At 72.1% G+C, this 25,923-nt stretch carries 25 protein-coding genes and 2 pseudogenes; 12 read left to right on the top strand and 15 right to left on the bottom strand.

Going from position 1 to position 25,923, the window contains the following annotated elements; translation table 11 throughout:
• Nucleotides 1-28: 28 nt before the first annotated feature.
• Both ACFYZB_RS07050 and ACFYZB_RS07045 read right to left on the bottom strand, forming a co-directional pair.
• Nucleotides 29-1,876 (bottom strand): lasso peptide isopeptide bond-forming cyclase, encoded by a 1,848-nt coding sequence (locus tag ACFYZB_RS07050; protein ID WP_388755271.1) that lies wholly within the window; start codon nt 1,874-1,876, stop codon nt 29-31.
• Nucleotides 1,877-1,902: 26 nt separating this feature from the next.
• Nucleotides 1,903-2,016, bottom strand: coding sequence for a keywimysin-related RiPP (locus ACFYZB_RS07045; RefSeq protein WP_351214066.1), 114 nt, complete (start codon nt 2,014-2,016; stop codon nt 1,903-1,905).
• Nucleotides 2,017-2,453: 437 nt separating this feature from the next.
• On the opposite strand from ACFYZB_RS07045, the gene ACFYZB_RS07040 reads away from it, so the two are divergent.
• Nucleotides 2,454-2,636 carry a hypothetical protein gene (locus tag ACFYZB_RS07040; protein ID WP_351214064.1) on the top strand — a complete coding sequence of 61 codons (183 nt, stop codon included), beginning with the start codon at nt 2,454-2,456 and terminating at the stop codon, nt 2,634-2,636.
• Between the two features lie 4 nt (nt 2,637-2,640).
• Here ACFYZB_RS07040 and ACFYZB_RS07035 read toward each other — a convergent pair whose 3' ends face one another.
• Both ACFYZB_RS07035 and ACFYZB_RS07030 read right to left on the bottom strand, forming a co-directional pair.
• On the bottom strand, nt 2,641-4,284 hold the full coding sequence (locus ACFYZB_RS07035) for a DNA repair helicase XPB (protein ID WP_388755267.1): 1,644 nt from the start codon (nt 4,282-4,284) through the stop codon (nt 2,641-2,643).
• Nucleotides 4,285-4,349: 65 nt separating this feature from the next.
• Nucleotides 4,350-6,989: a helicase-associated domain-containing protein gene (locus tag ACFYZB_RS07030; protein ID WP_388755264.1), complete on the bottom strand. Its 2,640-nt coding sequence runs from the start codon at nt 6,987-6,989 to the stop codon at nt 4,350-4,352.
• A 133-nt stretch (nt 6,990-7,122) separates the two neighbouring features.
• Between ACFYZB_RS07030 and ACFYZB_RS07025 the strand changes: the two genes are divergently transcribed.
• Both ACFYZB_RS07025 and ACFYZB_RS07020 read left to right on the top strand, forming a co-directional pair.
• Nucleotides 7,123-8,148: a hypothetical protein gene (locus ACFYZB_RS07025; protein WP_388755262.1), complete on the top strand. Its 1,026-nt coding sequence runs from the start codon at nt 7,123-7,125 to the stop codon at nt 8,146-8,148.
• A 70-nt stretch (nt 8,149-8,218) separates the two neighbouring features.
• Nucleotides 8,219-8,845 carry an HAD family hydrolase gene (locus ACFYZB_RS07020; RefSeq protein ID WP_388755259.1) on the top strand — a complete coding sequence of 209 codons (627 nt, stop codon included), beginning with the start codon at nt 8,219-8,221 and terminating at the stop codon, nt 8,843-8,845.
• On the opposite strand, the gene ACFYZB_RS07015 is transcribed toward ACFYZB_RS07020, so the two are convergent.
• Nucleotides 8,821-9,072 (bottom strand): hypothetical protein, encoded by a 252-nt coding sequence (locus ACFYZB_RS07015; protein WP_351214053.1) that lies wholly within the window; start codon nt 9,070-9,072, stop codon nt 8,821-8,823. The two genes, ACFYZB_RS07020 and ACFYZB_RS07015, sit on opposite strands and share 25 nt — an antisense overlap.
• 165 nt (nt 9,073-9,237) lie before the next feature.
• On the opposite strand from ACFYZB_RS07015, the gene ACFYZB_RS07010 reads away from it, so the two are divergent.
• Nucleotides 9,238-9,621, top strand: coding sequence for a cold-shock protein (locus ACFYZB_RS07010; protein WP_351214051.1), 384 nt, complete (start codon nt 9,238-9,240; stop codon nt 9,619-9,621).
• Nucleotides 9,622-9,709: 88 nt separating this feature from the next.
• Here the strand turns inward: ACFYZB_RS07010 and ACFYZB_RS07005 are convergent, their stop codons facing one another.
• From ACFYZB_RS07005 to ACFYZB_RS06990, 4 genes are all read right to left on the bottom strand, one after another.
• Nucleotides 9,710-10,570, bottom strand: coding sequence for a 1,4-dihydroxy-6-naphthoate synthase (locus ACFYZB_RS07005; RefSeq protein WP_388755255.1), 861 nt, complete (start codon nt 10,568-10,570; stop codon nt 9,710-9,712).
• Nucleotides 10,560-11,315: a futalosine hydrolase gene (locus ACFYZB_RS07000; RefSeq protein WP_388755252.1), complete on the bottom strand. Its 756-nt coding sequence runs from the start codon at nt 11,313-11,315 to the stop codon at nt 10,560-10,562. Before ACFYZB_RS07000 ends, ACFYZB_RS07005 begins: the two co-directional genes overlap by 11 nt.
• Nucleotides 11,288-11,785 (bottom strand): DUF2771 domain-containing protein, encoded by a 498-nt coding sequence (locus ACFYZB_RS06995; protein WP_388755250.1) that lies wholly within the window; start codon nt 11,783-11,785, stop codon nt 11,288-11,290. Before ACFYZB_RS06995 ends, ACFYZB_RS07000 begins: the two co-directional genes overlap by 28 nt.
• 134 nt (nt 11,786-11,919) lie before the next feature.
• Entirely contained in the window at nt 11,920-13,326 is a 1,407-nt protein-coding gene (locus ACFYZB_RS06990) for an MFS transporter (RefSeq protein ID WP_388755247.1), read from the bottom strand.
• Nucleotides 13,327-13,582: 256 nt separating this feature from the next.
• On the opposite strand from ACFYZB_RS06990, the gene ACFYZB_RS06985 reads away from it, so the two are divergent.
• The 3 genes and pseudogenes from ACFYZB_RS06985 to ACFYZB_RS06975 all read left to right on the top strand — a co-directional run bounded on the left by ACFYZB_RS06985 (nt 13,583) and on the right by ACFYZB_RS06975 (nt 16,229).
• Nucleotides 13,583-14,509 carry a DUF3027 domain-containing protein gene (locus ACFYZB_RS06985; protein ID WP_351214041.1) on the top strand — a complete coding sequence of 309 codons (927 nt, stop codon included), beginning with the start codon at nt 13,583-13,585 and terminating at the stop codon, nt 14,507-14,509.
• 28 nt (nt 14,510-14,537) lie between these two features.
• A pseudogene (locus ACFYZB_RS06980) lies at nt 14,538-15,004 on the top strand (GNAT family N-acetyltransferase).
• A gap of 250 nt (nt 15,005-15,254) precedes the next feature.
• On the top strand, nt 15,255-16,229 hold the full coding sequence (locus ACFYZB_RS06975; protein ID WP_388755244.1) for an esterase/lipase family protein: 975 nt from the start codon (nt 15,255-15,257) through the stop codon (nt 16,227-16,229).
• Nucleotides 16,230-16,258: 29 nt separating this feature from the next.
• Here the strand turns inward: ACFYZB_RS06975 and ACFYZB_RS06970 are convergent, their stop codons facing one another.
• Both ACFYZB_RS06970 and ACFYZB_RS06965 read right to left on the bottom strand, forming a co-directional pair.
• Complete coding sequence (locus ACFYZB_RS06970; protein WP_388755242.1) at nt 16,259-17,122, bottom strand: helix-turn-helix domain-containing protein; 864 nt, start codon at nt 17,120-17,122, stop codon at nt 16,259-16,261.
• A gap of 196 nt (nt 17,123-17,318) precedes the next feature.
• Complete coding sequence (locus ACFYZB_RS06965; protein WP_388755240.1) at nt 17,319-17,783, bottom strand: ATP-binding protein; 465 nt, start codon at nt 17,781-17,783, stop codon at nt 17,319-17,321.
• Nucleotides 17,784-17,895: 112 nt separating this feature from the next.
• On the opposite strand from ACFYZB_RS06965, the gene ACFYZB_RS06960 reads away from it, so the two are divergent.
• Nucleotides 17,896-18,741 carry a helix-turn-helix domain-containing protein gene (locus tag ACFYZB_RS06960; RefSeq protein WP_388755237.1) on the top strand — a complete coding sequence of 282 codons (846 nt, stop codon included), beginning with the start codon at nt 17,896-17,898 and terminating at the stop codon, nt 18,739-18,741.
• Nucleotides 18,738-18,926 (top strand): DUF397 domain-containing protein, encoded by a 189-nt coding sequence (locus tag ACFYZB_RS06955; RefSeq protein WP_388755235.1) that lies wholly within the window; start codon nt 18,738-18,740, stop codon nt 18,924-18,926. Before ACFYZB_RS06960 ends, ACFYZB_RS06955 begins: the two co-directional genes overlap by 4 nt.
• Nucleotides 18,927-18,980: 54 nt before the next feature.
• On the opposite strand, the gene ACFYZB_RS06950 is transcribed toward ACFYZB_RS06955, so the two are convergent.
• From ACFYZB_RS06950 to ACFYZB_RS06935, 4 genes and pseudogenes are all read right to left on the bottom strand, one after another.
• The gene (locus ACFYZB_RS06950; protein WP_388755233.1) at nt 18,981-19,595 is read right to left on the bottom strand and encodes a hypothetical protein; all 615 of its coding nucleotides are present in this window, start codon (nt 19,593-19,595) and stop codon (nt 18,981-18,983) included.
• 137 nt (nt 19,596-19,732) lie between these two features.
• A complete protein-coding gene (locus ACFYZB_RS06945) occupies nt 19,733-20,350 on the bottom strand; it encodes a DUF1877 family protein (RefSeq protein ID WP_388755230.1) in 618 nt (205 codons plus the stop codon).
• The gene (locus ACFYZB_RS06940) at nt 20,334-20,603 is read right to left on the bottom strand and encodes a DUF6177 family protein (protein ID WP_388755659.1); all 270 of its coding nucleotides are present in this window, start codon (nt 20,601-20,603) and stop codon (nt 20,334-20,336) included. The genes ACFYZB_RS06945 and ACFYZB_RS06940 overlap by 17 nt, the downstream gene beginning before the upstream one ends.
• Nucleotides 20,534-20,695: pseudogene (locus ACFYZB_RS06935) on the bottom strand (hypothetical protein); the annotation flags it as partial. The pseudogene ACFYZB_RS06935 and the gene ACFYZB_RS06940, both read right to left, overlap by 70 nt.
• Nucleotides 20,696-20,796: 101 nt before the next feature.
• Here ACFYZB_RS06935 and ACFYZB_RS06930 point away from each other — a divergent pair.
• The 3 genes from ACFYZB_RS06930 to ACFYZB_RS06920 all read left to right on the top strand — a co-directional run bounded on the left by ACFYZB_RS06930 (nt 20,797) and on the right by ACFYZB_RS06920 (nt 25,919).
• Entirely contained in the window at nt 20,797-23,949 is a 3,153-nt protein-coding gene (locus ACFYZB_RS06930; RefSeq protein WP_388755227.1) for a sacsin N-terminal ATP-binding-like domain-containing protein, read from the top strand.
• 129 nt (nt 23,950-24,078) lie between these two features.
• Complete coding sequence (locus ACFYZB_RS06925; RefSeq protein ID WP_388755225.1) at nt 24,079-24,945, top strand: hypothetical protein; 867 nt, start codon at nt 24,079-24,081, stop codon at nt 24,943-24,945.
• A gap of 131 nt (nt 24,946-25,076) precedes the next feature.
• The gene (locus ACFYZB_RS06920; protein WP_388755223.1) at nt 25,077-25,919 is read left to right on the top strand and encodes a hypothetical protein; all 843 of its coding nucleotides are present in this window, start codon (nt 25,077-25,079) and stop codon (nt 25,917-25,919) included.
• Nucleotides 25,920-25,923: the final 4 nt, after the last annotated feature.

Genomic DNA, 25,923 nt, shown 5'->3' with positions numbered 1-25,923 from the left:
TTGTCCCGTGGGTTGTCTGTCCGATGGGTCACTTCGGTACGTCGTGCCGCGCACGGCCGAGCGCGCGCAGCCACACCTCGACCGAGATGGTCGAGTACAGGACGGCTTCCCGCAGGTGCCGGGTGGCGGGGCGCTCCGCCAGGCGGCGCAGCATCGCGCCGTCCACCAGCCCCAGCCGTTCCAGCCGCGAGTCCTCCCACAGCGCCTTCAGGTCGCCGCGGTGCTCGCGCAGCCCGTCGGCCGCGTCCCTCGCGGCGGTGGCCTTGTCGGTCCGGCGCAGGCACTCCTCGGGCACGACGCCGCGCATGGCGGCGGTCAGGAGCGGCTTGTACCGCCAGGGCGAGACGCGTTCCTCGGGGCGGACGGCGAGGGCGGCCTCGATGACCCGGTCGTCGAGGAACGGCGAGGCCATGGGCAGTCCGCAGCGGGCCGCCATGTGGTCCCACTGCCGGATGATGCGGGTGCAGCTGCGGATCCCTTCCAGGTCGGCGTGGAGTCCCCGGTCGGCGTGCAGCGGCCGGGCCTGCCGGGCGGCCGTGCGCAGTGCCCTGCGGGCCAGGTGCTCGGCCTCCGGTGTCATCCACTCGAACAGGCGCGGGCTCATGCCCCAGCCGAGGCTGGTGGCGACCGTCGGGGCCAGCGGGTCGCGCAGCCGGTGCTCCGCGTCCGCCAGCCAGGTGCCGTAGGGCCGGGAGTCGGCCAGGGCACCCAGCAGGGGGCCGAGCGGCCACTGCCACAGCGCCTTGAAGCCGCGCAGCTGCCGCAGCGCGAACAGCGGGCGGCGCCGGGCCAGCCGGTGGTAGTACGCCTCGCAGCACCAGGCGATGTGGTCGCCGCCGATGCCCGTCAGATGCACCCGGCTGCCCCGTTCGGCCATGGCCGGCAGGTGGTGCAGGACCCGGGCGCGGTCCATGACCCCGATGGTGGGTTCGTCCAGGACGTCGTCGATGCCGAGCAGACCGTCGTAGACGAGGGGCGAGGCCCCGGCGTCCCAGATGACGTGCTCGACGTCCGGCAGGGCGGCGGCGGCCCGCTTCGCCCAGTGCAGGTCGGTGTCGGCGGGGTCGCGTCCGGGCCAGGTGGAGGCGACGACGCGGGCCGGTGAGCGGTCGGCGAGGAAGCAGACGGAGGTGGAGTCGGGGCCGCCGGACAGGTCGCAGCTGACCGTGCCGCCCTGCCGGGTGCGGGTGTGGACGGCCTCGGTGAGGGCCTCGCGGACCAGGGGCGCGCCCGTGCGCAGCGGGACGACCGGTTCCGGGGGCGTCCACCAGCGGGTGTGGCGGGCGCCTTGTCCGTCCGGCGCGAGGACCAGTGCCTCGTGCGGGGCGACGGCCGTGACCTCGGGCCACAGCGGTTCGTCGAGCAGCGGGTGCGGGACGGGCCAGAGCAGCCGTACGGCCAGGCGTTCCGGCGCCGGTTCGGCACCGAGCGCGGCGGCCAGGACGTCCGCCCGGGTCGCGGCCACCCGGGTGCCGCGCACCGGGGCGTGGAAGACCAGACGGAGACCGGAGGCCGTGCCCTGCACCCGGATCCGTCCGTCGAGTGCGGCGACGACGTGGCAGCTGCCGGGCAGCGAACGGGCCCAGGCGTCCAGTGCGGCGAGGTCGCGCAGGGAGCCGGCGACCCGCTGCAGTTCCGTGGCGTCCACGGGGACGCAGCCGACGAGGGCGAGGGCGGCGGGGCCGACACGGGCGCTGACGATCTCCTGGTCGTGCCAGCGGCCCACGAGCCAGGGCCGGCCCGAGGCGTGATCGAGGGTGCGGCTGCCGGGGCGGGCGAAGGAGCGGGCCACGGCGGCCGCGTCCGCGCGGTCGGCGAAGACCGCGAAGTGCGCGTCGCCGTGACCCGTCCCCGCACTTGCGTGCAGATCAGTCATGACGTCGGGTCGTCGGCCGTCGCTCCTCAGCCGTTCTTGCTCAGGATGAGCCGGTCGTTGCCGTGCCGCTGCAGCAGCCCGGTCTCCCTGCGGAAGGAACCGAGTCGGACGAGGGTCGGTGCTTCGTAGGCCTTCTTCATGACCTTGCTTCTCCTCACGGGGAGTCCGTTCCGCCCCCGAGGGCGGCCTGGCATCAGCTAGCCGGGCAGCGGAGCGACCCGGCAAGATGGAGAAGAACAGTCGGATTGTCTGCCAAATCTGCCCGTTGATGGTTCGTTCGAGCGCTGAACGGGCGTCTGTCCGGCCGTTTCCCGTGCCCGGCAGGTGCCGTTGGCCTGTGCCGGAGGAACGTTTCCAGGTGGACAGTGGCGTGGTGGCGGGGCCCGGCCCGGGAACCGGCGCGGGAGGGGTCGGGAGGGCGCACTCCGGTTCCGGCCGTGATTCCGGATGAGGACCCCTAGGGGGCGAAACCGCCGGGTGTAGGGGGAGCGCTCCGCCCGGAGAGGTACGCGAAGACGGTGGAGATTGGCTCTGGAGACCGATTCCGGCCGGACGGTGCGAGAGCGACTATGAAGGCATGAGCGCAGCAACCATCTCTCCCGGCCCCGTCCGGCCGCCGACCGGCGCCACAGCCGTCGACGGCCCCCACCACCACTGGCTCGGCAACGCCCTGCGCGCCGTCAAGGTGTTCGCGGAGGCGGCGTTCGGCGTCCTGATCCTCGGCGAGTACGGCGAGGAAGCCGGCATACGCCGTAAGTGACCTCTCAGCCGCCCGCCAGGATCTCGTCGGCGTCCACGATCCGGTAGGCGTAGCCCTGCTCGGCGAGGAAGCGCTGGCGGTGGGCGGCGAAGTCCTGGTCGATGGTGTCCCGGGCGACCACCGAGTAGAAGTGGGCCTGGTGGCCGTCGGCCTTCGGGCGCAGGACACGGCCGAGGCGCTGGGCCTCCTCCTGGCGGGAGCCGAAGGTGCCGGACACCTGGATGGCGACCGTGGCCTCCGGGAGGTCGATGGAGAAGTTCGCGACCTTCGACACCACCAGCACGCTGATCTCGCCCTCGCGGAAGGCGTCGAAGAGCTTCTCTCGCTGGGCGTTGGAGGTCTCGCCCTTGATGACGGGCGCGTTCAAGTGCTCGCCCAGCTCGTCGAGTTGGTCGATGTACTGACCGATCACCAGGATCTGCTGGCCGGCGAAACGGCGGACGATCGCCTCCGTCACCTTCCGCTTGGTGTCCGTCGTCGCACAGAAGCGGTACTTCTCCTCCGTCTCGGCCGTCGCGTACGCCAGCCGCTCGGAGTCCGTCAGGTTCACCCGGACCTCGACGCAGTCGGCCGGCGCGATGTAGCCCTGCGCCTCGATCTCCTTCCACGGCGCGTCGAACCGCTTCGGCCCGATGAGGGAGAACACGTCCGACTCGCGGCCGTCCTCGCGGACCAGCGTGGCCGTCAGGCCGAGCCGGCGCCGTGCCTGCAGATCGGCGGTGAACTTGAAGACGGGAGCCGGCAGCAGATGCACCTCGTCGTAGACGATCAGGCCCCAGTCCCGGGAGTCGAAGAGCTCCAGGTGCGGGTAGACGCCCTTCCGCTTGGTCGTCAGCACCTGGTAGGTGGCGATGGTGACCGGGCGGATCTCCTTCCGCGTCCCGCTGTACTCGCCGATCTCGTCCTCGGTCAGCGAGGTCCGCTTCACCAGCTCGTGCTTCCACTGCCGGGCCGAGACGGTGTTGGTGACGAGGATCAGCGTGGTCGACTTCGCCTGCGCCATGGACCCGGCGCCGACCAGCGTCTTTCCGGCACCGCACGGGAGCACGACCACGCCGCTCCCGCCGTGCCAGAAGTTCTCCACGGCCTGCTTCTGGTACGGCCTGAGGGCCCAGCCGTCCTCCAGCAGCTCGATCGGGTGCGCCTCACCGTCGACGTACCCGGCGAGGTCCTCGGCCGGCCAGCCCAGCTTCAGCAGCACCTGCTTGATCTGCCCGCGCTCGGACGGGTGCACGACGACACTGTCCTGATCGATGCGGGCGCCGACCAGGGGGGCGATCCGCTTGGACTTCAGCACCTCCTCCAGCACCGGCCGGTCGGTGGTGGTCAGCACCAGCCCGTGCGCGGGGTGCTTGCTCAGCGTCAGCCGCCCGTACCGGTCCATCGTCTCGGCGATGTCCACGAGCAGCGCGTGCGGCACCGGATACCGGCTGTACTGCACCAGCGCGTCCACGACCTGCTCGGCGTCGTGCCCGGCGGCACGCGCGTTCCACAGCCCGAGCGGGGTGACCCGGTAGGTGTGGATGTGCTCGGGCGCCCGCTCCAGCTCGGCGAACGGCGCGATGGCACGCCGGCAGTCGTCGGCCCGCTCGTGGTCGACTTCCAGGAGCAGGGTCTTGTCGGACTGGACGATCAGCGGTCCGTTCACGTACGGCACACACCCTTTCCATAACAACCAAACGTCCAGTGTGCCCTAAACGCCGACGATCACCGTCAGTCCTCCGCCAGCTCCGCCACCCCCGTGATCCGGTGCAGCGGATACGTGCGCACCTCGTCCGCGGTGTGGTCGTACGCCGTGACGAAACCGCCCTCCACCTTGACCGGGGCGATGACGCGCTGGCTGGCGGCGCCCTCGGCGTTGACGTAGCCGATCCAGAGGGACTCGCCGGTCAGGACGGCGGCCTGCATGGTGGCCAGGGTCTCGGCGGAGGAGGTGCGGGGCAGCTCACCGCCCGAGGGCGCAGCCCCGGACCCGGCGGGCCGGCGCGGGGCGGTGGCGGCCAGGTCACCGGCGCGGATCGCGCGGATCGCCGCTGAGAGCAGCGTGGCGTCGGGCGGCGGCGGCCCGTCCGGGACGGGCTCGGGGGCGGTGCGCGGCGGGGTGCGGTGGGCGTGGGCGCGGGCGATCAGGACGTCACCCTCGGCGGACTCCGCGGCGGGCGCGTAGCCCATCGCGCGCAGGCCCTCCAGCAGCGTGGCCGGGTCCGACTGGGCGGCCAGCACGGTCGGGGCGAGGCGGCGCAGGCGCAGGGACGCGGCGCGCTTGTCGACGAGGATCTCGTTCAGCAGGGTGTCGTCGTCGCAGCGTACGTACGCCGAGGCCGCGCCGACCCGGAGGTGGCCGTGCTTGCGGGCCACGTCGTCGATCAGGTACGCGAGCGGCTGCGGCACCGGGGTGCGGGAGTGCTCGGCGAGGAAGGCGTGCAGGTCGGTGGCGGTGCGGCCGGCGTCCAGGGCGCGGCGTACCGAGGCCGGGGTGAAGCGGTACACGGTCGCGCCGCCCTTGGACTCGACGTCCGCGAGCACGTCCAGCACATCGGCGAGCGGGCGCCTGAGCGGGCCGGGAGCCACGGCCGTCAGGTCGGCCTGGAGCAGAACGTGGTCCAGCGGCTCGGGGAGCAGCGGCGCGAGGAGGCGGGCGGCGGCGGCCGTTGCCACGGACTGTTCGGCGGGGGAGAGCGGGGCGAGGGCGGGGGTGGGGCGGGGGTGATGGTGGACGGGGAGCTTGTCGCCGGGGCCGGTGGGCTCGGAGGGCTCGGTCGGGCCGATGGTGGCGCCTCCACCGGCGGACGTGTCGGCGGCGTAGGCCGCGGAGCGGATCGCTCCCGGGGTGCCGGACGCGGCACGCGAGCCCGTCCCCGGTGCCGGCGCGCCCAGCAGCGCGCGCCCGTGCGCCGACAGTGCGCCCCGTCCCGTGATGCCCAGCAGCTCCGCCTCGGACAGGGTCCAGCGGGCGAGCCGGGAGCGCAGGTCCTCCTCGCCGTCCCGGCTCCGGGGCCCGCGCAACGGCCGTTCCCAGCGCAGCCGGGCCAGCACCGACTCGGTGTCCGGTGCCGCGCCCGCCGGCAGCCCGGCCAGCAGCGTCAGCACCCGGTGCCGTACCTCGGGCGCGGCCGAGCGGTCCAGGCCCGGGCCGAGCGTGGCGAGCGCACGGTCCTTCGCGTCCCGCCCGCCGACCAGCCCCGCCGTCCGGGTGGCCGTCAGCCAGGCTTCGGCCAGCTGGGACCAGCGCTCGGCGGGTGGCCGCTCCAGCCACTCGTCGTAGGCGGGCGTGGCCGCGTACCGCTCGTCGGCCTCGCCGTCGGAGGCGATCAGACCGGCGGCGTAGGCCAGTTCCACCCAGAACGCGGCGACCGGCTCGGACACGTCCAGGGCGACGGCGGTCCGCTTCAGGTCACGGACGCTCAGACCGCCGGCCCGCAGCACGGCCGGGCCGCCCTCGTCCCAGTCCTTCAGCAGTTCCTCGACCGTGGCGAGCGCGGTGTACGCCTGCCCGGCCGCCGTCGCGTCCACCACCTGCGGACCGTGGGCCGCGGCCGGTTCCACGGCGGGCGGCAGCGGCTCGGGCACCTGGTGCGCGCGGCCCTGACGCAGATGCAGGGCCACCTCACGCGGCAGGACGACCGTGCCGGGCGCGGTCGGCAGCAGCAGGCCGCGGTCCAGCAGCCAGCGCAGATGGGCCGCCGGTTCCGGGGTGACCTGACCGTACGGCGGCCCCCACACCAGCCGCGCCAGCACCTCGCGGGCGGGCTCCGGGGCCCCGGTCAGCAGCCTGCCCATCTTCTTCCGGTGGTTGAACAGCGCGGTGAGCGCGGTCACGGCGGACACCGAGTCGTGCGTCGAGGGCAGCCCGGCCGCCGTGACGATCTCCTGGATCCGGCCCGGCGACATGCCCGAGGTGGCCTCCTGCACGGAGGGCCCGAGCCCGGTCGGGGAGGGGTGCTGCGGGGACGGCGCGAGCAGCTCACGGGCGGTCCGCACCAGCCGCAGCCGCTCGTCGTCGCCCCACACCAGCGCCTGCTCGCGCAGGCCGGCGAGGGCATGCGGCAGCGCGGCGGAGACCGTCTCGTCCCCGGCGTCCCCGGCCATCAGCGCGAGGAGCGTGTCGTACGACGCCGGGTCCGGGGCCACGGCCAGGGCCTCCGCCGTCTGCAGCGCGAACCGGTCCAGCCGCTCCAGCGCGCGCAGCACCGAGGCGCGGGTGCCGGCGCGGGTGGCCAGCTGGGTGAGGTCGGACGGGACCGGCGTGATGAGGTCGGGGCGGCTGCGCAGCAGCGCGGCCAGGGAGACGTCGTCCCGCGCGCGGAGCGCCTCGGCGAGGGAACGGGGTGCTGGGTGGGCCGCTTGGCTCATCTGACCCACGGTAGCGGGTGCCGTCCCCGACAGGCGTGCTCCCGTCGGGCCCGACCCCGGTACCGCATCGGCGAGGCGACTCTGCGCTACCGTCCTCACGGGGTTCACCGCCGTCGCCCCGGAGGGGTTTCCGTTGGGGATCGAGAGCGACCAGGTCGTCTACGAGTACCTGAGCCGTGTCGGAGACATCGCTCAGCAACGGCAGTTGCCGTCGGCCACGCGGATGCGGCTCGTGTCGGAGCTGCGCAACGAGATCGACCGGCACCGGGCCAAGGCGACGGTCGACAGTCCCGCCGCGGTCCGCCGCATCCTGGACCGGCTGGGCACCCCGGACGAGGTCGTCGCAGCCGCGGGCGGCACGTCCGGCACATCCCCCGGTGTGCACGGCACCGGCCGGGCTCCGCAGCCGCCCGCCGCCGTGCCCGTGCAGCCGGTGCCGGCGGACGGGGACAAGGGCGGCAACGGGGAACGGCGGAAGGGCCTGCGCCGGGTCGTCCCCCGCCCACGCCCCGCCGCAGCCGAGGCCACCCCCGCCCGTGCCGACGGCCCCTCCCCGCCGCATCTCGCCGCCGCGCACGAACTCGGGGACAGCGCCGTACAGCCCGACTGGTGGCGGGTGGGGGGTGGTTCCCCGGGTGCCGCCGCCGAGACTGACTCGGTGCCGGGGTTCGTGGGTGGTGTGGAGATCCCGGAGCTGCTGCGGCGGCCGCCGCAGCCGACGGAGCAGAAGGCCGAGCCGGCCCCCGACCCGGCCGCACCGGAACCGGAGGCCACCGAGGCCGAAGCCGCCCCGCGCCGGCACCTGTTCCCCCGCCCCGCCGCCGGCTGGACCAACCCGCTCCTGCTGCTGGCTGCCGCCGCCCTGGTCGCCGGTGCGGTGCTGGGGAACTGGTTCGCCCTGCTCCTCGGCTGGGTGATCGCCTACGGCTCGCGGCGGCTGACCCCCGCAGAGAGCAAGTGGGCGGTCATGGTTCTGCCCGGTACGGCGGTCGCCGCCGGGGTGGTGTGGCTGTGGGGGAGGGCCAACGGCCGCTGGGGGCAGCCGATCGCGCAGGGGCACATGAACGAGGCGGTCGCCGGTACGTGGCCGTGGGTGGTCCGTGGGGCGGCCGTCGCCTCGGCGCTGTTCCTGGTGTGGCGGTCGCAGAGGAGCCGGTGAACGGGCGCGCCTTGCAGGCGACCCCAGCCGGAAGAAAAGCCTGGCCGAACCGCCGGAGGCACCCGGCACAATGACCCATATGACATTCACCGTCGGCTTCGACCTCGACATGACCCTGATCGACTCCCGGCCCGGTATCCACGCGTGCTACCGGGCGCTGTCCGAGCGGACCGGGGCGTACATCGACGCCGACCTGGCGGTGACCCGGCTCGGACCGCCGCTCGCGGAGGAGCTGGTCAACTGGTTCCCCGAGGAGCAGGTGCCCGCGATGGCGGACCTGTACCGGGAGATGTACCCGGCGATCGCCATCGCCGCGACCCCCGCCATGGCGGGCGCCCGGGAGGCGATGGCCGCGGTGCGGGCGGCCGGTGGACGGACGATGGTGGTCACGGCGAAGTACGAGCCCAACGCCAAGCTGCACCTGAGCCACCTCGGCATCGAGCCGGACGTGGTCGTGGGCGACCTGTGGGCCGAGCAGAAGGCGCAGGCGCTGCGCGAGTACCGGGCCGGCGTGTACGTCGGCGACCATGTCGGGGACGTGCGCGGGGCCCGTACGGCGGGAGCACTGTCGGTGGCCGTGGCGACCGGACCCTGCCCCGCCGACGAACTGCACGCCGCCGGCGCGGACGTCGTCCTGGCGGACCTGTCGGCCTTCCCGGCGTGGCTTGCCGCCTACCGTGAGGCGCCCCGCGCCTGACGGCGGCCCGCGGCGATCGACCGCAGGACCCCCGCGCCGGCGACCAGGAAACCGACGGCCATGAGCATGCTCAAACCGAACATGTACGTCGGAAAAGGTTTTGCGCCGAGGAAGAGCGGGGCCACCGTGACGAGCGTGGCCACGGCACCGATGAAGAAGACGATCGCACCGGCGCGGATCAGCCGGTCACCGGGCCCGGCGGAATTCGTTTGGGTTTTGTCACGCACCGGACCAGGGTAGTTCCCAGCGCGAGAGAACAACCGGGGGACGTCTTGTCACCGGCCCCAAGACCATTAGCCTTGGTGGCAGCGGGTCACGGTCGACCCGCTCTAGTGCTATCAAGAGCCGTTTCCGAAGTAGTTTTCCCAACGAGTACGAGGACGAGGACAGACGTGCCTACCGGCAAGGTCAAGTGGTTCAACAGCGAGAAGGGCTTCGGCTTTCTCTCCCGCGACGACGGCGGTGACGTCTTCGTCCATTCCTCGGTTCTCCCCGCCGGAGTCGACGCACTCAAGCCGGGACAGCGCGTGGAGTTCGGAGTCGTCGCCGGTCAGCGCGGTGACCAGGCCCTGTCGGTGGTCGTGCTCGACCCGACGCCGTCCGTCGCCGCCGCCCAGCGCAAGAAGCCGGACGAGCTGGCCTCCATCGTGCAGGACCTGACGACCCTTCTCGAGAACATCACGCCGATGCTCGAGAAGGGCCGGTACCCGGACAAGGCCTCCGGCAAGAAGATCGCGGGCCTGCTGCGGGCGGTCGCCGACCAGCTGGACGTCTAGCCCCCGTCGGGGGAACACGAGCACACCCGGGCCGAGGGGCACCACCAGCCCCTCGGCCGCCGTCGGTCTCAGGGCAACGCGTCGCTCGTCAGGGGAACGAGAGGGCCTCGGGTGCGAGGGCCGGCAGCAGTCCCTCGGCCGCCGCGCGGGTGAGCAGGCCGCGGATCGCCGCGTAGCCCTCCTCGCCCAGGTCGGCGGTGAACTCGTTGACGTACAGCCCGATGTGCTGGTCCGCCACGGCCGGGTCCATCTCCTGGGCGTGGGCCATGACGTACGGCCGGGACGCCTCGGGATCGTCCCAGGCGGCCCGTACGGAGGCGCGGACGGAGTCCGCGAGCCGGGTGAGGGCCTCCTCGCCCAGGGAGCGCCTGGCGACGATCGCGCCGAGCGGGATCGGCAGCCCGGTGGTCCGCTCCCAGTGCTCGCCCATGTCGGCGAGCTTGTGCAGCCCGTAGTTCCGGTAGGTGAACCGGGCCTCGTGGATCACCAGTCCGGCGTCCACCTTGCCGTCCCGCACGGCGGGCATGATCTCGTGGAACGGCAGGACCACGATCTCGCCCACGCCGCCGTCCGGCAGCGTGTCCGCCGCCCACAGGCGGAAGAGGAGGTACGCGGTCGACTTCTCGCTGGGCACCGCGACCGTACGGCCCGTGAGGTCGAGGTCCGGCTCGCGCGTGAGCACCAGCGGCCCGCAGCCCCGCCCCAGTGCACCGCCGCACGGCAGCAGCGCGTACTCGCCGAGGACGTACGGCAGGACGGCGTACGACACCTTCAGTACGTCGAACTCGCCGCGCTCGGCCATGCCGTTGGTGATGTCGATGTCGGCGAAGGTCACGTCCAGCGCGGGGGCGCCGGGGACCCGGCCGTGGGCGAGGGCGTCGAAGACGAACGTGTCGTTGGGGCAGGGGGAGTACGCGATCCGCAAACGGTCCAACTGGTCACTGGTCATACGGTGTCCAACTCTCCAAGGCCGGTGCGAGCTTCCCGAAGCCCTCGGTGAGGGCGTCGAGGGCGTCGCCGATGCGCCAGGCGGCGCGGTCGCGCGGGCCGACCGCGTTGGAGACCGCGCGGATCTCCAGCACCGGCGTGCCGTGCACGGCGGCCGCCTCCGCCACCCCGAACCCCTCCATGCCCTCGGCGAGCGCCCGCGGGTGCCGGGCGCGCAGCTCGGCGGCGCGGGCGGCGGTGCCGGTGACGGTGGAGACGGTCAGGACGGTGCCGGCCGGGGCGCCGGTGGCCTGGCACGCGACCCGCACCAGTGGTCCCGGCGGGTGGTGGGTGATGGTTCCGAAGCCCAGCTCGGTGACCGGGACGAAGCCGTCGGCGGTCTCCGCGCCCAGGTCGGCCACGGTGATCCGGTCGGCGACGACGAGCGAGCCGACGGGCGCCCCCGGCTGGAAGCCGCCGCCGATCCCGGCCGAGACGACCAGGTCGTACGGGGTGCCGGCGAGACGGGCCGCGGTGAGCGCGGCGGACACGGAGGCCGCGGCGAGGGCCGGGCCGACACCCGCGTCGAGCAGATCCCAGCCGTCGGCCGTACGGGTCAGACCCGCGCCGGGCAGCCGGACCTGCTCCACCGGCGAGGCGAACGCCCGTGCCACCGCGTCCCGTTCTGCCGGGACCGCGGTGGCCACGAGGACTCGTCGTGCGCGCACGGAAGCCGTGGTCAGGCCTTCTTCAGCTTGAACGACCACATGCCCTGGTTGGCCTTGTCGCCCATGCGGATCGTGACCGTGTTGGTGTCGCCCTGGGTGCCGTACTGCTGGTTGAAGAACGCGCTGCCCGGGATGGTGCGGTAGGTCTTCCTGCTGACGTCGGTGAACTGCTGGCCGTTCACCAGGAGGACCCAGCCGGCGTCCGCGATCTTCGGGTCGACACCGAAGCGGACCGTCTCGTCCTGGTCGACCTTGATCGACTTGGCCTTGTCGACGTTCTTGACGCACGTCGCCAGCGACTTGGCGTCCAGCGCGTTGCCGTCGTTGTAGCACATGGCCTCGGAGTTGACCGAGCTGTCGCCGACGGTGACCGTCGCGACGGGCGTCGGCTTCTCACAGGCCGAGAGCAGGAGCAGTCCGGCGGATACGGCGCCGGCGGCGGCGATGGCGCGGCGGCGTCGCACAACGCGGTGTACATCAGCGGCTTCGCCGCGGGGCAACGTGGTCATGGCCGAAGGCTATCGGGCGCTTCGAGGCGTCCGGCCACGTGGGGTGCGGCGTGCCCGCTTCGTTACGCCAGCCGTGCCCGCGTTCCGGGAAACCGTGTCCGCTTCGTTATGCCGGAGCAGGTCGGGCCGGGGCGTCAGGCCACCCGGGACCGTGCACGGCCGCCGTGGCGGGCCGAGGCGATCAGGCCCTTCATCGTGGTCAGCCAGCCGACCGCCACGAACACCGCGCCGACCAGCAGGCCGACGGTGCCGTCGAGCGGCAGCACGATGCCGACGGCGCCGCCGAACACCCAGGCCATCTGCAGCAGCGTCTCCGAGCGGGCGAACGCCGAGGTGCGCACCAGCTCCGGCACGTCCCGCTGGATCAGCGCGTCCAGGGCCAGCTTGGCCAGCGCCTGGCCGAACCCGGCGACGGCCGCGAGGCAGGCCATCAGGAACGCCCCGAAGAACAGGGCGGCCACGATCGCCGTACCGAGCACCACCGCCACGACGGTCACGATGATGATCTCCGGGGCACGGGAGCGCAGCCAGGCCCCGACGGCCGTACCCAGCGCGTTGCCCACACCGGCGGCGACACCGACGATCCCGAGCGAGACCGCCGCGCTCGCGCCGGTCAGCGGGTGCTCGCGGAGCAGGAACGCGAGGAAGAAGATCAGGAAGCCGGACAGACAGCGCAGGGCGGCGTTGGCGCCGAGCGCGTGGGTGACGGCGGGGCCCACGGTCCGCAGCCCCGGCCGTTTCACCTGTTCCCTGCGCCGCTGCGGCCCGTGCAGATGCTGCTCGTCGGCCGCGAGCAGCGCCACGTCCTCGCCCTTGGCCGAGTCCACCTTGGGCGGCAGGGAGAACGACAGGAACGTTCCCCCGACGAAGATCACGAAGGCGCCGTACAGCGGCCAGGGATCGCCGGCCCTGTGCAGGCCCGCGGCGACCGGCGCGGCGACCCCGGTGGCCAGCAGCCCCGCCAGGGTGACCCGTGAGTTGGCCTTGACCAGCGAGAACCGGGGCGGCAGCAGCCGGGGCACGACCGCGCTGCGGACCACCCCGTACGCCTTCGACGCGACCAGCACCCCCAGCGCCGCGGGATACAACTGCAGGCTGCCGCTCGCCACGGCGCCCGAGATCACCAGCGCGAGCAGGGCACGGGCCAGCATGGCCCCGGCCATCGCGGCGCGCCGGCCGTGCGGCAGCCGGTCCAGGAGGGGGCCGATGACCGGGGCCAGGACGGTGAACGGCGCCATGGTGATGGCGAGATACAGCGCCACCCGCCCCCGCGCCTCGTCGGTCGGCACGGAGAAGAACACGGTGGAGGCGAGCGCCACGGTGATCATCACGTCACCCGCCCCGTTGACGGCATGCAGCTCGATCAGCTTCCCGAGCCCCGACTCGCCCGCCCCGTGCGCGTGCGTGGCCTTCCGGATCCCGCGCGCGGCCCCGGTGACCGGAAAGTGCAGGGCACGCCCGACGGAACGGACGGCGCCACCGACCCGGCTCGCACCGCCACCCCGAACACCACGCCTGTCCGCGGTCGCCACGTGCTTCATAGTGCCCTGAGACGCGGCCCGATAATGCGGTATGGCGCGGAAGAGGCGGGTGCGCGGGCAGGAAAGAATGCCGCGTGGCGGCGAAGAATCTTGTTCGGTGTAGCGTGCGTGTCTCAGCCATAACGCAGAATGGATGGCAGAGGTGCGCCCAGCGCGCGGATGCAGACGTCGATGCGGTCCTCCGGTCCGCTCCGTCGGCAGACCCGCCGTCAGGCAGCCGCACTCGACGAGACGGCGTAGGAGAGAAGCGATACCTGTGAGCGCAGCGACAACGCGAAGCCGCACCCCCGACCGCCTGTGCGCCGAGGCGGTCGACCTCGCCCGCGCCGCCGCCGAGGAGGCCGCGGCCCCCGGTGTGGTCGGAGAGCACGTCGGCCTCGCCTCCGAGGGCGACCGCGTTGTCACGCACCTCTTCGAGTGCAAGGAGCTGGGCTACCGCGGCTGGCGCTGGGCGGTGACCGTGGCCCGCGCCTCCCGCGCCAAGATCGTCACGCTCGACGAGGTGGTCCTCCTCCCCGGCCCCGACGCCCTGCTCGCCCCGGAGTGGGTGCCGTGGAGCGAACGGCTGCGCCCCGGCGACCTCGGCCCCGGCGACCTGCTCCCCACCGACCAGGACGACCTGCGCCTGGAGCCCGGCTACACCGGCGAGGAGCAGCCCTCGCCGAAGTCGCTGGTCTCGCACGAGATGGAGGAACTGGCGGAGGCCGAGGACGCCGACGTCACTCCGGGCACCCCTGCCGTGCAGCCCACGGTGCCCTCCCGTGGCTCGATCGCGGCGGTGGCGGAGGAACTGGGCATGCGCCGGGCCCGGGTCCTCTCCCGCTACGGCCTGCACATCGCCGCGGACCGCTGGGAGGAGTCGTACGGCCCGAAGACCGCGATGGCCCAGGCGGCCCCGGCCACCTGTATGACCTGCGGTTTCCTCAACCCCATCGGTGGTTCCCTCGGCCAGGCCTTCGGCGTCTGCGCCAACGAGTTCTCCCCCGCCGACGGCCGTGTGGTCTCCCTGGCCTACGGCTGTGGCGGCCACTCGGAGGCAGCGGTCATGCCGAAGCCCCCGCAGCCGGCCCCGCCGGTCATCGACGAGACCCGGGTGGACCCCTTCCCCCTGCGCCCGGCCCGCGACTCGGGCTCGGTCCCGGAGGCGGGCGACGAGGAGACGGCGGAACTGGGCCACTCCTGAACCGGATCTTCCCTGGGAGACTGCGGGAGTGATCGTCAGACTCGCGACCCGGCAGGACCTCCCCGGGTTCCTCGCGCTCGCCGCCCAGGTCGAGCACTGGTTCGGCCCGATGGCGGACGACCCCGGTTTCACCGGTGCCGTGGAGAAGAACATCCGCCGCTCCACGGCACTGGTCGCCCAGGAACCCGGACCGGATCTGCTCGGGGCCCTTCTCTTCGGGGGAACGGCCCCCGTCCACAAGGTCCACTGGCTGGTCGTCTCGGAATCCGCCCGGGGCAGGGGCGTCGGCCGCGCGTTGCTGTCCGAGGCGACCCGCCGATTCGGCGGTGGCCCCGGCACCGTCGAGGTGGTGACCTTCGGCCCCGACCACCCCGGCGCGGTGACGAGCGGCGCACGCGCGTTCTACGAACGCCTCGGCTTCACCCCGGCCGAACCGGCCGCCCCGGCCCGGAGGGCGGCTCCCGGCAGGTCTACCGCCGCACGCTCCCGGCCTGAGCCCCCGCCTGCGCCAACGGGAGCTCGCGGGAACGGAGTTGCCGGTGGAGCCTCCTCGTCCGGACGCCCTTCGGACCGTACCTGGGCCGTACACGGCTCGTACATGGGTCGTACGCCGCCCTCCGGCTGACCGGATGAAACCGGCTGCTCCATAAGAGGTGCCGGCCCCGTCGTCGAGCCCCGCCGGGACCCCGCTCCTTGATCATCGCCGGGTCGGCGCTCGGCCGGCCTCGAGGCGAGGAGTGGTCCGATGGCGGGTCGGAGACTTTCCAGGAGGTGGGCCGCCGTCTGTGCCGGGCTGGCCCTGGCGCTGGGCGTGGGCCACGGCACGGCGACCGCGGCGGGCGACCCCGTGCCCCCGGCACCGAAAAGGATCCTCTCCTTCCCGCTGGCCGCGGCCGGGGGCCTCCTCCACCCGGACGCGCCGCCGGCGGGTGCCGACGACTGGAGCTGCAAGCCCACGCGTGAGCATCCTCGCCCGGTCGTCCTGCTGCACGGGACCTGGGCGAACGCCTACGACGACTGGGGCCTGATGTCCCCGTACCTGAAGCAGCTGGGCTACTGCGTCTTCGCCGCCGAGTACGGCGGGGCGCCCGGCAACCCGGTCAAGGCCACCGCGCACGTCCCGGACTCCGCCCGGCAGATCGCGGCCTACGTCGACCGCGTGCTCAAGGCCACCGGCGCCCACCAGGTCGACCTCGTCGGGCACTCCCAGGGCGGCGGTCTGACGCCCCGCTGGTACCTGCGGTTCGCCGGCGGCACGGACCCCGGGCACCCGGAAAGCAACAAGGTGCACGGCCTCATCGGCCTGGCGCCGTCCAACCATGGCACGACGGCCTCCGGCCTCGGCACCCTGACCACGAAGCTGGGCCTCAACCCGGCGGTGTCTCTCCTCGCCGGACAGGCGTACTCGGACCAGATGGTCGGCTCCGAGGTGAACACGACGCTGGACCGGGACGGGGACACGCAGCCGGGGGTCGACTACACCGTCATCGCCACCAGGTTCGACGAGGTCGTCACCCCCTACACCCACCAGTTCCTGACCGCGGGACCGGGCGCGACCGTCAAGAACATCACGATCCAGGACATCTGCCGCGCGGATGCCTCCGAACACCTCTCGATCGCATACGACTCCAACGCCGCCCAACTCGTCCGCAACGCCCTCGACCCGGCCCACGCGGAGCCCGTCAGCTGCGGCCTGACCTTGCCGGTACTGGGCGGCTGACCGTGGTCTGTCGCCCGGACGGAACAGGCTCAGGCGGCAGAGGCAAGGGGAGTGCGGCAGTCACGGCAGAGTCCTGGAGCTGGTGAGCGGAAGGCACGGTCGCAGTCGTCGCAGTTCTGGAAGGGGTGCCGGATCGGTGGGGGTGCGACCGGGGCGCGGAAAGGCGGCGGCGGAGGCAGGTGCGCGGCCAGGCGATGGGCGAGAAGGGCTGCCGGGCGGTGCAGGGGCTCGGCCGGCAGGTCGGCCGTCAGGGCCCGGCGTACGGCCGCCGGGCCCACCTCCCGTTCCAGCCAGGCGGCGACCCCCGGCGCCAGGTGATCCGCATCACACTCGCTGAGCAGCAGCCGGGAGTCGTGACGGCGGAGATCCGCGAGCAGGTCCGTGGCCATCTGGAGGAGCTTGGGGGACGGACAGGCCGGGCGCGGTACCGCGGGTAACTGCTTGCGGGGCGCCCGCTCCCTCTTCCTCGGTACGGCGTCGGGCTCGTGGCCGTCCCGGGTACGGCGCCCCGGCTGATTGCAGGAGACGGTGCGCGTGACGATACGGCCGCCCGGGATCCGCTGCCGCTCCCGGCGCAGATAGCCGTGCGCCTCCAGCTCCCGCAGCGCGGCGGCGATCCGGGTGGCCCCCTCCGGGAAGCGGGCCGCCAGGGTCTTGATGTCGACCTGGGCACCCGCCGGAAGCGACTGGATGTACACACCGAGCCCGATCGCGAGCCCGGACAGCTCCGGGTGCTGGGCGAGGTGGTTGCCGATCACCGTGAAATGGGAGGCGTGCCGCGAGTTGTCGTGCACCAGGCCGCCCGCGCCGGATTCACACCGCCGGTTCGGGTGGTTGTTTGCGCCAAGCCGGGACCGGGCGCGCGCGGACGCGCTAGGGTTCTGGGTATCCATCGGGAAGGGCTTTCTTCCTGGGTGGTCAGGCCCTCGCAACGGGAGTGCTAGTCCCTGCGAGGGCCGTCGTATGTCCGGGTTGTTGCGCTGAGCGTAGAACGCACAACAGGCCGACACGCCAGCCGCGTTGGCGATTTTCACCCTCCTGAGTGAGTTTGCGCCGCGGGAGGGTGGGGTGGGGCTTGGTGAGGTTCTTTCACCTGGTTGTTCCTTGGGAAAGACCACCCCCACCGCCGGAGCACCGATCCCCGTGCTCCGGTGGCAGCTGGATCTCCGCCCACACCGTCTTGCGCGGCGCCAACCCCGGCGCGACACCCCATGTGTCGGCCAGCGCCTCCACCAGGAGGAGACCCCGGCCGCAGTCGGCGTCGGGGGCGGGACGCGTGGGCCGGGGGAGGCGGTCACCGCGCGTGTCCGTCACCTCGATACGGAGGGTGCCGCCGACGGCGTACAGCGTCAGCCGGAAGTCCCGGCCGGTGACCCGGCCGTGGGTGGCCGCGTTGGCCGCGAGCTCGGCGACGATCAGTTCCGCCGGATCCAACGGCACTCCCCAGGAGCGGAGTTGTTCCGTGGCGAGCAGCCGGGCGAGACGGGCGCCGCGAGGTGTGGAGGACAGTTGAGCGGTGAAGTTCGGGATGGGGGTGGAGATTTCCTGGTTCACATCACTCAGCGTGGCCGCGCCTGCTACCTGTGAATAGTGACGACGCGGTTGCGTACGGTCACTGTCCTGGGGTTGTCCGGTGGTGTCCAGTCTGTCGGAAAGGGGGCGCGGCGTGAGCGAGGAAGAGGAGCCGGGGTGGGAGGTCGACCCGGACGACGAGTGGGGTGTGGCCGTCATCGCCATGGTGGGACGGCAGTTGAAGCTGCGGCGCGAGTCGGTCGGCATGCGGGCCGCCGACTTCGGCAAGGCCCTGGGCTACAGCGAGGACATGGTCTACAAGCTGGAGTCCGGCAAGCGGATCCCGAGGCCGGAGTACCTCGACAAGGCGGACACGGTGTTGAACGCGGGCGGGCTGCTCGCCGCGATGAAGGAGGACGTGGAGAAGGTCCGGTATCCGAAGAAGGTTCGGGAGCTGGCGGAGATGGAGGGGAAGGCGGTTGAGCTACAGCTCTACGACCCCTTGAACATCCACGGGCTGTTGCAGACACCGGAGTACGCACGGGCCCTGTTCGCCATGCACCGACCGGCTCTCACGCAGGATCACATCGAACGGGCCGCGAAGGCGCGAGTGTCCCGGAAGGCGGTGTTCGAGCGGGATCCGGCGCCCGAACTCAGCTTCGTCCTGGAGGAGTGGGTGCTTCGGCGCCCCCTGGGTGGTAGGGCACTGCTACGACAGCAACTCGAACACACCCTGGAGCTGGGGCAGTTGCGCGGTGTCGAAATCCAGGTGATGCCGATTGACCACCCGGAGCATGCTGGTGTTGAGGGCGGTATCGAGGTGCTGAAGTTCGCGGACGGCTCGGCGGTCGGGCGCTCTCCGGCTGTGGCCAACGGCCGTCCGGTTTCTGAGCCGAGGCATCTCCGCATCCTCGAACTGAGGTATGGGATCATCCGGGCGCAGGCACTCTCTCCGCGGGAGTCGCTGGCCTTCATTGAACACCTGCTGGGAGAGACATGATGCGCTGGTTCAAGAGCAGCTACAGCAGCAGCAGCGACCCTGACTCCTGCGTCGAAGTGGCCCTGGACTGGAACATGACCCCCACCACCATCCACATCCGCGACTCCAAGCAGACCGACGGCCCCCAGCTGGCACTCGCGCCGGAGGCCTGGGTCGATTTCGTGTCGTACGCGGTGGGGGACTGACACTGATCGGCTGCGGTGCCGGCGGGATTCGAACCCGCGGACGGGGAGAGGTTCTCAAGGCGAGCCGTTCGTCAGCAGCAGATGGAAGGTACGGCCCCGGTAGACGAACGACGCGGTGTCGGAGCTGCTGCCATCGAAGTACACCGGCGGCTGCGGCTCCTCGCCACTGTAGTAGCCGGTGGAGCGCAGGAAATCGGGGCTGACAGCGGCGAAGGACCATGCCGAGCCGTCTGCGCCGAGCAGTTCCCGGGCGAAGCCGCGCACCAATCGCTCGGCGTCCACCGCCGGGTAGTGGTGGCCGTAGGGGCTGAACGCCTCGCACAGCATCCAGCGCAGCCGTGCCAGGAAGCCCGCATGGTCGAGCGGGCTGACCGTGGCGCGGAAGCCCTCGCGCAGGAGCGGACGCCCGAAGGGCTCGCTGTCGTACTCGTCCGACAGGTTGTACCAGTTGCGGCGCACGTCTGCGGCACGCATCAGCTGCTCGAACAGGGCACTGCGCAGGAAAGCGTGCAGGACATCCTGGCGGTTCCCGGCTGTGACGGGCGCATCGCAGTCCACTGTGAGCTGCAAGGTGTTGCTGTTCATCGCGTGGTCGACGGCAGAGAGGAAGGCGTCGACGGCCGGCGGTTCTGGATCGGGCGCCGGCGCGGTGAAGTTCGGGGAACCCATGTCGGCACCCTTGCGGACGCCCCCTCGCTACTTCAACGGCATTTTCGCTGCTCCGACCGGTCGCCTCACCATGCCGCACCAACTGCCCCGGTCCCCCAATAGAAGGTAGAACCCGGCAAAGGGTCACAGAACGCGCTCTAGGAGATGTCCTTGATGACGCAGTTTCCCGATGCTGCGGCGCGGGCGTAGAAGTCACGGAGAACGCCTAAATCCTCTACGAGCGAGCCGTCCTCAAGCATGTTCATGTACTCCTTACGGCCGTCCGGCAGCTCGACGGTCATGTAAAAGGAGTACACGTCCAGCTCCTCCAAGAGATGCCCTCGCTCCCGGATCAGGCAGTCCAGGTCGATGCCCTTGAGAAACGCGTCGACCGCTTGGACCTCGTCCGGCATGAGGAGCAGGAGGTTGTTCATCCGCAGGGCGTGCCCACGACCTCGGTAGTTGAGGATGGATCCGCCCATGATGACGTCACACGCAGGTGGCTCTCCTGTGGGCGGCGCGAAGTCGACTTCATCGATGTTTTCGCGTCCGGTGAGGAGGACATGGATCGCGTCCCAGGTACGCGTGATGTAGACCGACTCCAAGGTCCGCAGCCGTGATCCCGGCCGTGGATACTCCGCGTCGTCGTACCACTCGTTGCGCACCTGTTCCCGGCCTGATTCCGGTCCCTCCGGATGGTCGAGCAGGGCCAAGATCTCCGACTCTTCATGCCGGGTGATGCCCATCCAATAACCCATGTCAGTCTCGATCCTCACCCTCGCGAGCGAGTCGGTCTGCGGCGGCTTTCAGGTGGTCATTGAGCTGCTCGAGACGCTGCCAGGAAGTGAAGTCGGTGCCGTCGCCGAGCGAGTAGTGCAGGGCGGGGCGTGCCGTCGGGCCGAGGCGTCCGCAGCCTCCATCGCACCCTGCACGCTCCGTCCGTACAGCGTGATCCCGGCGTTCATGTCGCCGGCGGCGTCCCGGACCTTGGAGATCACCGACCGCACACCCCCGGGCGAGATGTCCCACCCCGTCACAAGAACCCCCGTACATCCCTTGGTCGATACGTTTTCTGTCACTGCGGTCAGCCTCGCACACACCACTGACAACACGATCTTCATCTCTATCAACCTGGTCGGCGCGGAACCAACGGGCTTCCGGCCAAGGTGTGGCGCCTCCCCCGGCGCGGTACCTTCAGTCGTCGTCGACGAGGAGTGTGAACGTGAGCAAGTACGTGCGGCCGGCGGCCGAGGGTGCCGATCCCTTCGGGACGGCCAGGCTGCGCCGTGGTGTCCTCGACGCCTGGGCCACCAGCCCCGCCCGGTTCCGCGAGGACGCCAACGCCGAGGAGGACCTGGTCCTCGGCGGCTACCGGGACCGGCTCGTCGTCGAGCTGGCCCAGAACGCCGCCGATGCCGCCGCCCGGGCCGGGACGCCCGGCCGGCTGCGGCTCACCCTCCAGGGCGGCGTCCTCGTCGCCGCCAACACCGGTGCCCCGCTGGACGCGGCCGGAGTCGAGTCGCTGTCCACGCTGCGCGCCTCGGCCAAGCGGGACGCCGAGGTCACCCAGGGTGCCGTCGGACGCTTCGGGGTCGGGTTCGCCGCCGTACTCGCGGTGACCGACGAACCCGCGATCGTGGGGCGGCACGGGGGTGTCCGGTGGTCGCTCGGTGAGGCGCGGGAGCTGGCCGGTGAGATCGCCCGGCACAGCCCCGGCCTCGGGGACGAGGTCCGGCGCCGGGACGGGCACGTGCCGCTGCTCCGGCTGCCGTTCGCCGCGGAGGGCACCGCCCCGGACCCGTACGACACCGCCGTCATCCTGCCCCTGAGGGACACGGCCGCCGCCGATCTCGCCGAGCGGCTGCTGAACGCCGTCGACGACGCGCTGCTCCTCGCCCTGCCGGGGCTGGAGGAAGTGGTGATCGAGGTCAACGGTGATCAGCCGCGCACGCTGCGGCGTCGTACCGAGGGCGGCGTCATCGTCGTGGAGGACTCGCGGGCGGGTGCCACGCGGTGGCGTACCGCGTCCGCCCACGGGGCGCTCACCCCCGACCTGCTGGCCGACCGGCCGGTGGAGGAGCGGCTGCGGTCCCACTGGTCGGTGACCTGGGCCGTACCGGAGGATGACCGGGGGCGGCCCGTGCGTCCTCGGACCACGCCCGTCGTGCACGCCCCCACCCCGAGCGACGAGCCCCTCGGCGTCCCGGCCCTCCTCATCGCCTCCTTCCCCCTCGACACCACCCGCCGGCACACGGCTCCCGGCCCCCTCACCGACTTCCTGGTGCAGCGCGCCGCCGACCTCTACACCGAACTGCTCGCCGAGTGGCGGCCGGTGACGGAGGGGATCATCGACCTCGTCCCCGGGCCCCTCGGCAAGGGCGAGCTGGACGGGGCGCTGCGGCAGGCCGTGCTGGAGCGGCTGCCCCGTACTGAGTTCCTCCCACCCGCCCACCCGGCCTTCCTGCCGCCCGCCGTGACGCCCGAAGGGCACGACACCGGCCTGCCCGAAGCCCTCCGGCCCCGGGACGCCGAGGTCGTGGAGGGTGCCGGGGCGGACACCGTGCGGGTGCTCGCCGAGGTGCTGCCCACCCTGCTGCCCGCCGGTCTGGAGCGGCGCGCCGAGCTGCGCACCCTCGGCGTCGCCCGGCTGCGGCTCGCCGATGCCGTCGACCGGCTCGCCGGTCTCGAGAAGGACCCCGACTGGTGGTGGCGGCTCTACGACAGCCTCGCCGGGGTCGATCCGGACCGGCTGTCCGGGCTGCCGGTGCCGCTCGCCGACGGGCGGACCACCATCGGGCCCCGTCAGGTCCTCCTCCCCACCGCGGACGCCGCCCGGATCGACCCGGACGTCCTCGGCCGGCTCGGGCTGAAGGTCGCCCACGAGGACGCCGCGCACCCGCTGCTGGAGAAGCTGGGCGCGCTGCCCGCCACCCCGCGCGCGGTGCTCACCACCCCGCAGGTCCGGGCCGCCGTCGCCGCCTCGCTGGAGGACGAGGGGGTCGGCTGGGAGGAGGACGCGCCGGACGCGGAGGAACTGGCCGACACCGTGCTCTCGCTGGTCCGGGACGCGGGCCTGGAGCCCGGGGACGAACCCTGGCTGGGGGCCCTGGCACTGCCCGACGAGGACGGGGAACTTGCCCCCGCCGGTGAACTCGTCCTGCCCGGCAGCCCGTTCGCGCGCGTGCTCCGCGAGGGCGAACTCGCCGCCGTGGACCACGACCTGGCCGACAAGTGGGGCGAGCAGCCGCTGGCCGCGTGTGGTGTGCTCGCGAACTTCGCGCTGGTCCGCGCCGCCGACGTCGTCCTCGACCCGGACGAACTGGAGCCCCGGGACGGCGACTTCGCCGAGCCCGACGACGCCGGGCTGCTGGACGCGGTCGACGTGTGGTGCGAGGACATCCTCGACCGCTTCCCGGACAGCCCGGTGCCCCCGGTCGCCACCGAGCTGGTCGCCGTACGCGATCTGGACCTGGTGGACGACGAGCACTGGCCCGAGGCGCTCGCGCTGCTCGCGCAGCCGCCGCTGCGGGACGCCCTCACCCAGCCGGTCCGCGTCCTGCTGCCCGACGGCACGCACGAGATCGTCCGGCCGTACACGGCCTGGTGGCTGCGCGGACATCCGGTGCTCGACGGCCGCCGCCCGGCGGGTCTGCTCGCCGCCGGCGGCGATCCGCTGCTGCGCGGCCTGTACGACGAGGCCGACGCGACCGGGTTCGAGGACGAGCAGGTGCTGCGGGCCCTGGGCGTACGGACCTCCGTCGCGGCCCTGCTGGACGAGCCCGGTGGCGCGGCCGAGCTGCTGGACCGGCTGGCCGACCCGGCACGCCCCGTCTCCTCGGCTCAACTGCACGGTCTGTACGGCGCGTTGGCGGAGCTGGATCCGGAGCAGGTGACCCTGCCGGACGAGCTGCGGGCCGTGGTCGACGGCCGGGTGGAGGTCGTGGACGCGGCCGATGCGGTCGTGGTCGACTCGCCCGACCTGCTGCCGTTCACCTCCGGGGTGCCGCTGCTGCCCGTCCGGCCGGCGCGGGCCGCCGAGCTGGCGGAGCTGTTCCAGGTGCGGCGGCTGAGCGAGTCGGTCACCGGCGAGGTGCACTCCGAGGGGGCCGGGCACGAGGTGCCGGAGTCGGTGCGGGTGCTGCTCGGGCCGCGGACGCCCGAGACGTACGTCGAGCACGAGGAACTGGTCGTGGACGGCGTGGAGATCGACTGGCGGCTCACCGACGACGGGGTGCTGCACGCGGCCACGCTGGAGGGGGTCGCGGCGGGCCTGGCCTGGGCGGCCGGCCAGTGGCCGCGGCGCTTCGAGGTGGCGGCCCTGCTGGAGGACCCGACCCGGACGGAGGAGCTGGCCCGGGACCGCTGGTTCGACTAGCTCCGCAATGCGACCAGCTCCACAATTCTCTTACGAGAAGTTCAACTACGTACAACCGTTCCCCTGCGTGCCGAGTCTCATCGGGCGGAGTCACCAGACTCTCCGATCACTCTGCACGCAGGGGAACACATGCGTATACGTGCCACTGTGGCCGCCGTCTCCGGCGCCCTGGCCCTCTCCGCCTTCGTCGTGCCGGCCGCCCAGGCCGCCGGCTCCGCCCCGTCGTACCAGACGGAGGCCGCGAAGGCGCTCCACGCGTCCGGCAGGTCCGCGTTCAGCACCGCCGAGGGCGCGGACCTCGGCGTGACCTTCTCGAACCTCAAGATCGCCTCGGCGGTCAAGGTCGGTACGACCAACCACGTCTCCACCACGGTCACCTACAAGCTGACCCACGGAGCCAACTACGGCATCTCGTCGGACGACTTCGCCAGCGGCCCCTTCATCTACAAGGGCTCCTCGCCCCACACCGCGGCCAACGTCGCGTTCGGCGACGCCCCGGCCCACTGCACCGCCACCTCGTCGACGACCGCCAACTGCACGGGCCTCATCGACATCTACCCCGCCGACGACCAGCTGCTCAACTCCGATGCGGGCACCTGGCACGCCGGCGCGCTGGCGCTGCAGTACAGCACCGGGGACAGCTCGGTGGGCAGCGGCCTGGGCACCACCAACGTCCAGCGCTACTCCAAGCTGACGGTCAACGCGGGCCCCGAGCCGGTCGCCAAGGGCAAGACCCTCACGGTCACCGGCAAGCTCTCCCGGGCCAACTGGGAGGACCACCAGTACCACGGCTACACCAACCAGCCGGTCAAGCTGCAGTTCCGCAAGTACGGCACGAGCACGTACAGCACGGTCAAGACGGTGTACACGGACTCGTACGGCAACCTGAAGACCACCACCACGGCCACCTACGACGGCTACTGGCGCTTCTCCTTCGCGGGCACCACGACCACCCCGGCGGTCAACGCCACCGGTGACTTCGTCGACGTGAAGTAATCGATCAGTAAGCCCGGCGCAAAATCTGGTCCGCGGGGGGCGACGGCCGTACAACCAGCGGCGACCCCCGCGGATCTGATCGCTTGAGTCAACCGACTCCACGATCACTTCTCCCTCCAGGGGAAACGCACATGCGCATACGTGCCACCGTGGCCGCCGTCTCCGGCGCCCTGGTCCTCACCGCCCTCGCAGTCCCGGCCGCGCAGGCCGTCACCGACTCGGGCGCCCCGTACACGCTGAACGCAAGCTTCTCCACCGTCTCGATCGCCAAGGCGGTCAAGGTCGGCACCACCAACGAGGTCAGCGTCTCGTACTCGTACACGCTCACGCACGGCTCGGACGTGAACATCCACGCGAGCGACTTCTACACCGACGCCTTCCTCTACCACGGCACCTACAGCGACACGGCCCCCGAGCTGTACGGCGACAACCCGGCGACCTGCACCGACGTCACCTCGACGACGGCCACCTGCAAGGGCTCCGTCAACATCTACCCGGCCAACTCCTCGACCGACGGCGGCCTGCTGAACGCCTGGGCCGGCAGCTGGAGCGTGGCCGCCGAGACCGTCGCCTTCAACGGCCAGAACCAGCAGAACCCCGACATGAGCAAGGTCGGCTACAAGGACCAGAGCGGCCTCGGCACCACCCTGGTCCAGCGCAACTCCACGCTGACGACGACCGTGAGCTCGACGTCCGTCTACAAGGGCAAGACCGTCACGGTGTCGGGCAAGCTCTCCCGCGCCAACTGGGAGGACCACCAGTACCACGGCTACACCGGCCAGCCGGTCAAGCTCCAGTTCCGCAAGGCCGGCACGACCACGTACACCACGGTCAAGACGGTGAACACCGATTCCTACGGCAATCTGAAGACCACGGTCACCGTGAACTCCAGCGGCTACTGGCGTTACTCCTTCGCGGGCACGTCCACCACCCCGGCGGTCAGCGCCACGGGTGTCTACGTGGGCGCGAAGTAGTCAC

The organism is Streptomyces sp. NPDC001852 (genome assembly GCF_042891825.1).
GTDB lineage: Bacteria > Actinomycetota > Actinomycetes > Streptomycetales > Streptomycetaceae > Streptomyces.
Note: the sequence above shows the minus strand (reverse complement) of the source record. Positions and strands in the feature narration are given on the sequence as shown.

What these genes read in the sequence shown, in the direction of transcription:
- ACFYZB_RS07040 (WP_351214064.1), top strand. Translation starts at nt 2,454, where the DNA reads ATGAGCGCAGCAACCATCTCTCCCGGCCCCGTCCGGCCGCCGACCGGC.
- ACFYZB_RS06990 (WP_388755247.1), bottom strand. Translation starts at nt 13,326, where the DNA reads ATGAAGCACGTGGCGACCGCGGACAGGCGTGGTGTTCGGGGTGGCGGT.
- ACFYZB_RS06920 (WP_388755223.1), top strand. Translation starts at nt 25,077, where the DNA reads ATGCGCATACGTGCCACCGTGGCCGCCGTCTCCGGCGCCCTGGTCCTC.
- ACFYZB_RS06975 (WP_388755244.1), top strand. Translation starts at nt 15,255, where the DNA reads ATGGCGGGTCGGAGACTTTCCAGGAGGTGGGCCGCCGTCTGTGCCGGG.
- ACFYZB_RS06995 (WP_388755250.1), bottom strand. Translation starts at nt 11,785, where the DNA reads ATGACCACGTTGCCCCGCGGCGAAGCCGCTGATGTACACCGCGTTGTG.
- ACFYZB_RS06955 (WP_388755235.1), top strand. Translation starts at nt 18,738, where the DNA reads ATGATGCGCTGGTTCAAGAGCAGCTACAGCAGCAGCAGCGACCCTGAC.
- ACFYZB_RS07045 (WP_351214066.1), bottom strand. Translation starts at nt 2,016, where the DNA reads ATGAAGAAGGCCTACGAAGCACCGACCCTCGTCCGACTCGGTTCCTTC.
- ACFYZB_RS07030 (WP_388755264.1), bottom strand. Translation starts at nt 6,989, where the DNA reads ATGAGCCAAGCGGCCCACCCAGCACCCCGTTCCCTCGCCGAGGCGCTC.
- ACFYZB_RS06950 (WP_388755233.1), bottom strand. Translation starts at nt 19,595, where the DNA reads ATGGGTTCCCCGAACTTCACCGCGCCGGCGCCCGATCCAGAACCGCCG.
- ACFYZB_RS06970 (WP_388755242.1), bottom strand. Translation starts at nt 17,122, where the DNA reads ATGGATACCCAGAACCCTAGCGCGTCCGCGCGCGCCCGGTCCCGGCTT.
- ACFYZB_RS07005 (WP_388755255.1), bottom strand. Translation starts at nt 10,570, where the DNA reads ATGACCAGTGACCAGTTGGACCGTTTGCGGATCGCGTACTCCCCCTGC.
- ACFYZB_RS07020 (WP_388755259.1), top strand. Translation starts at nt 8,219, where the DNA reads ATGACCCATATGACATTCACCGTCGGCTTCGACCTCGACATGACCCTG.
- ACFYZB_RS07050 (WP_388755271.1), bottom strand. Translation starts at nt 1,876, where the DNA reads ATGACTGATCTGCACGCAAGTGCGGGGACGGGTCACGGCGACGCGCAC.
- ACFYZB_RS06925 (WP_388755225.1), top strand. Translation starts at nt 24,079, where the DNA reads ATGCGTATACGTGCCACTGTGGCCGCCGTCTCCGGCGCCCTGGCCCTC.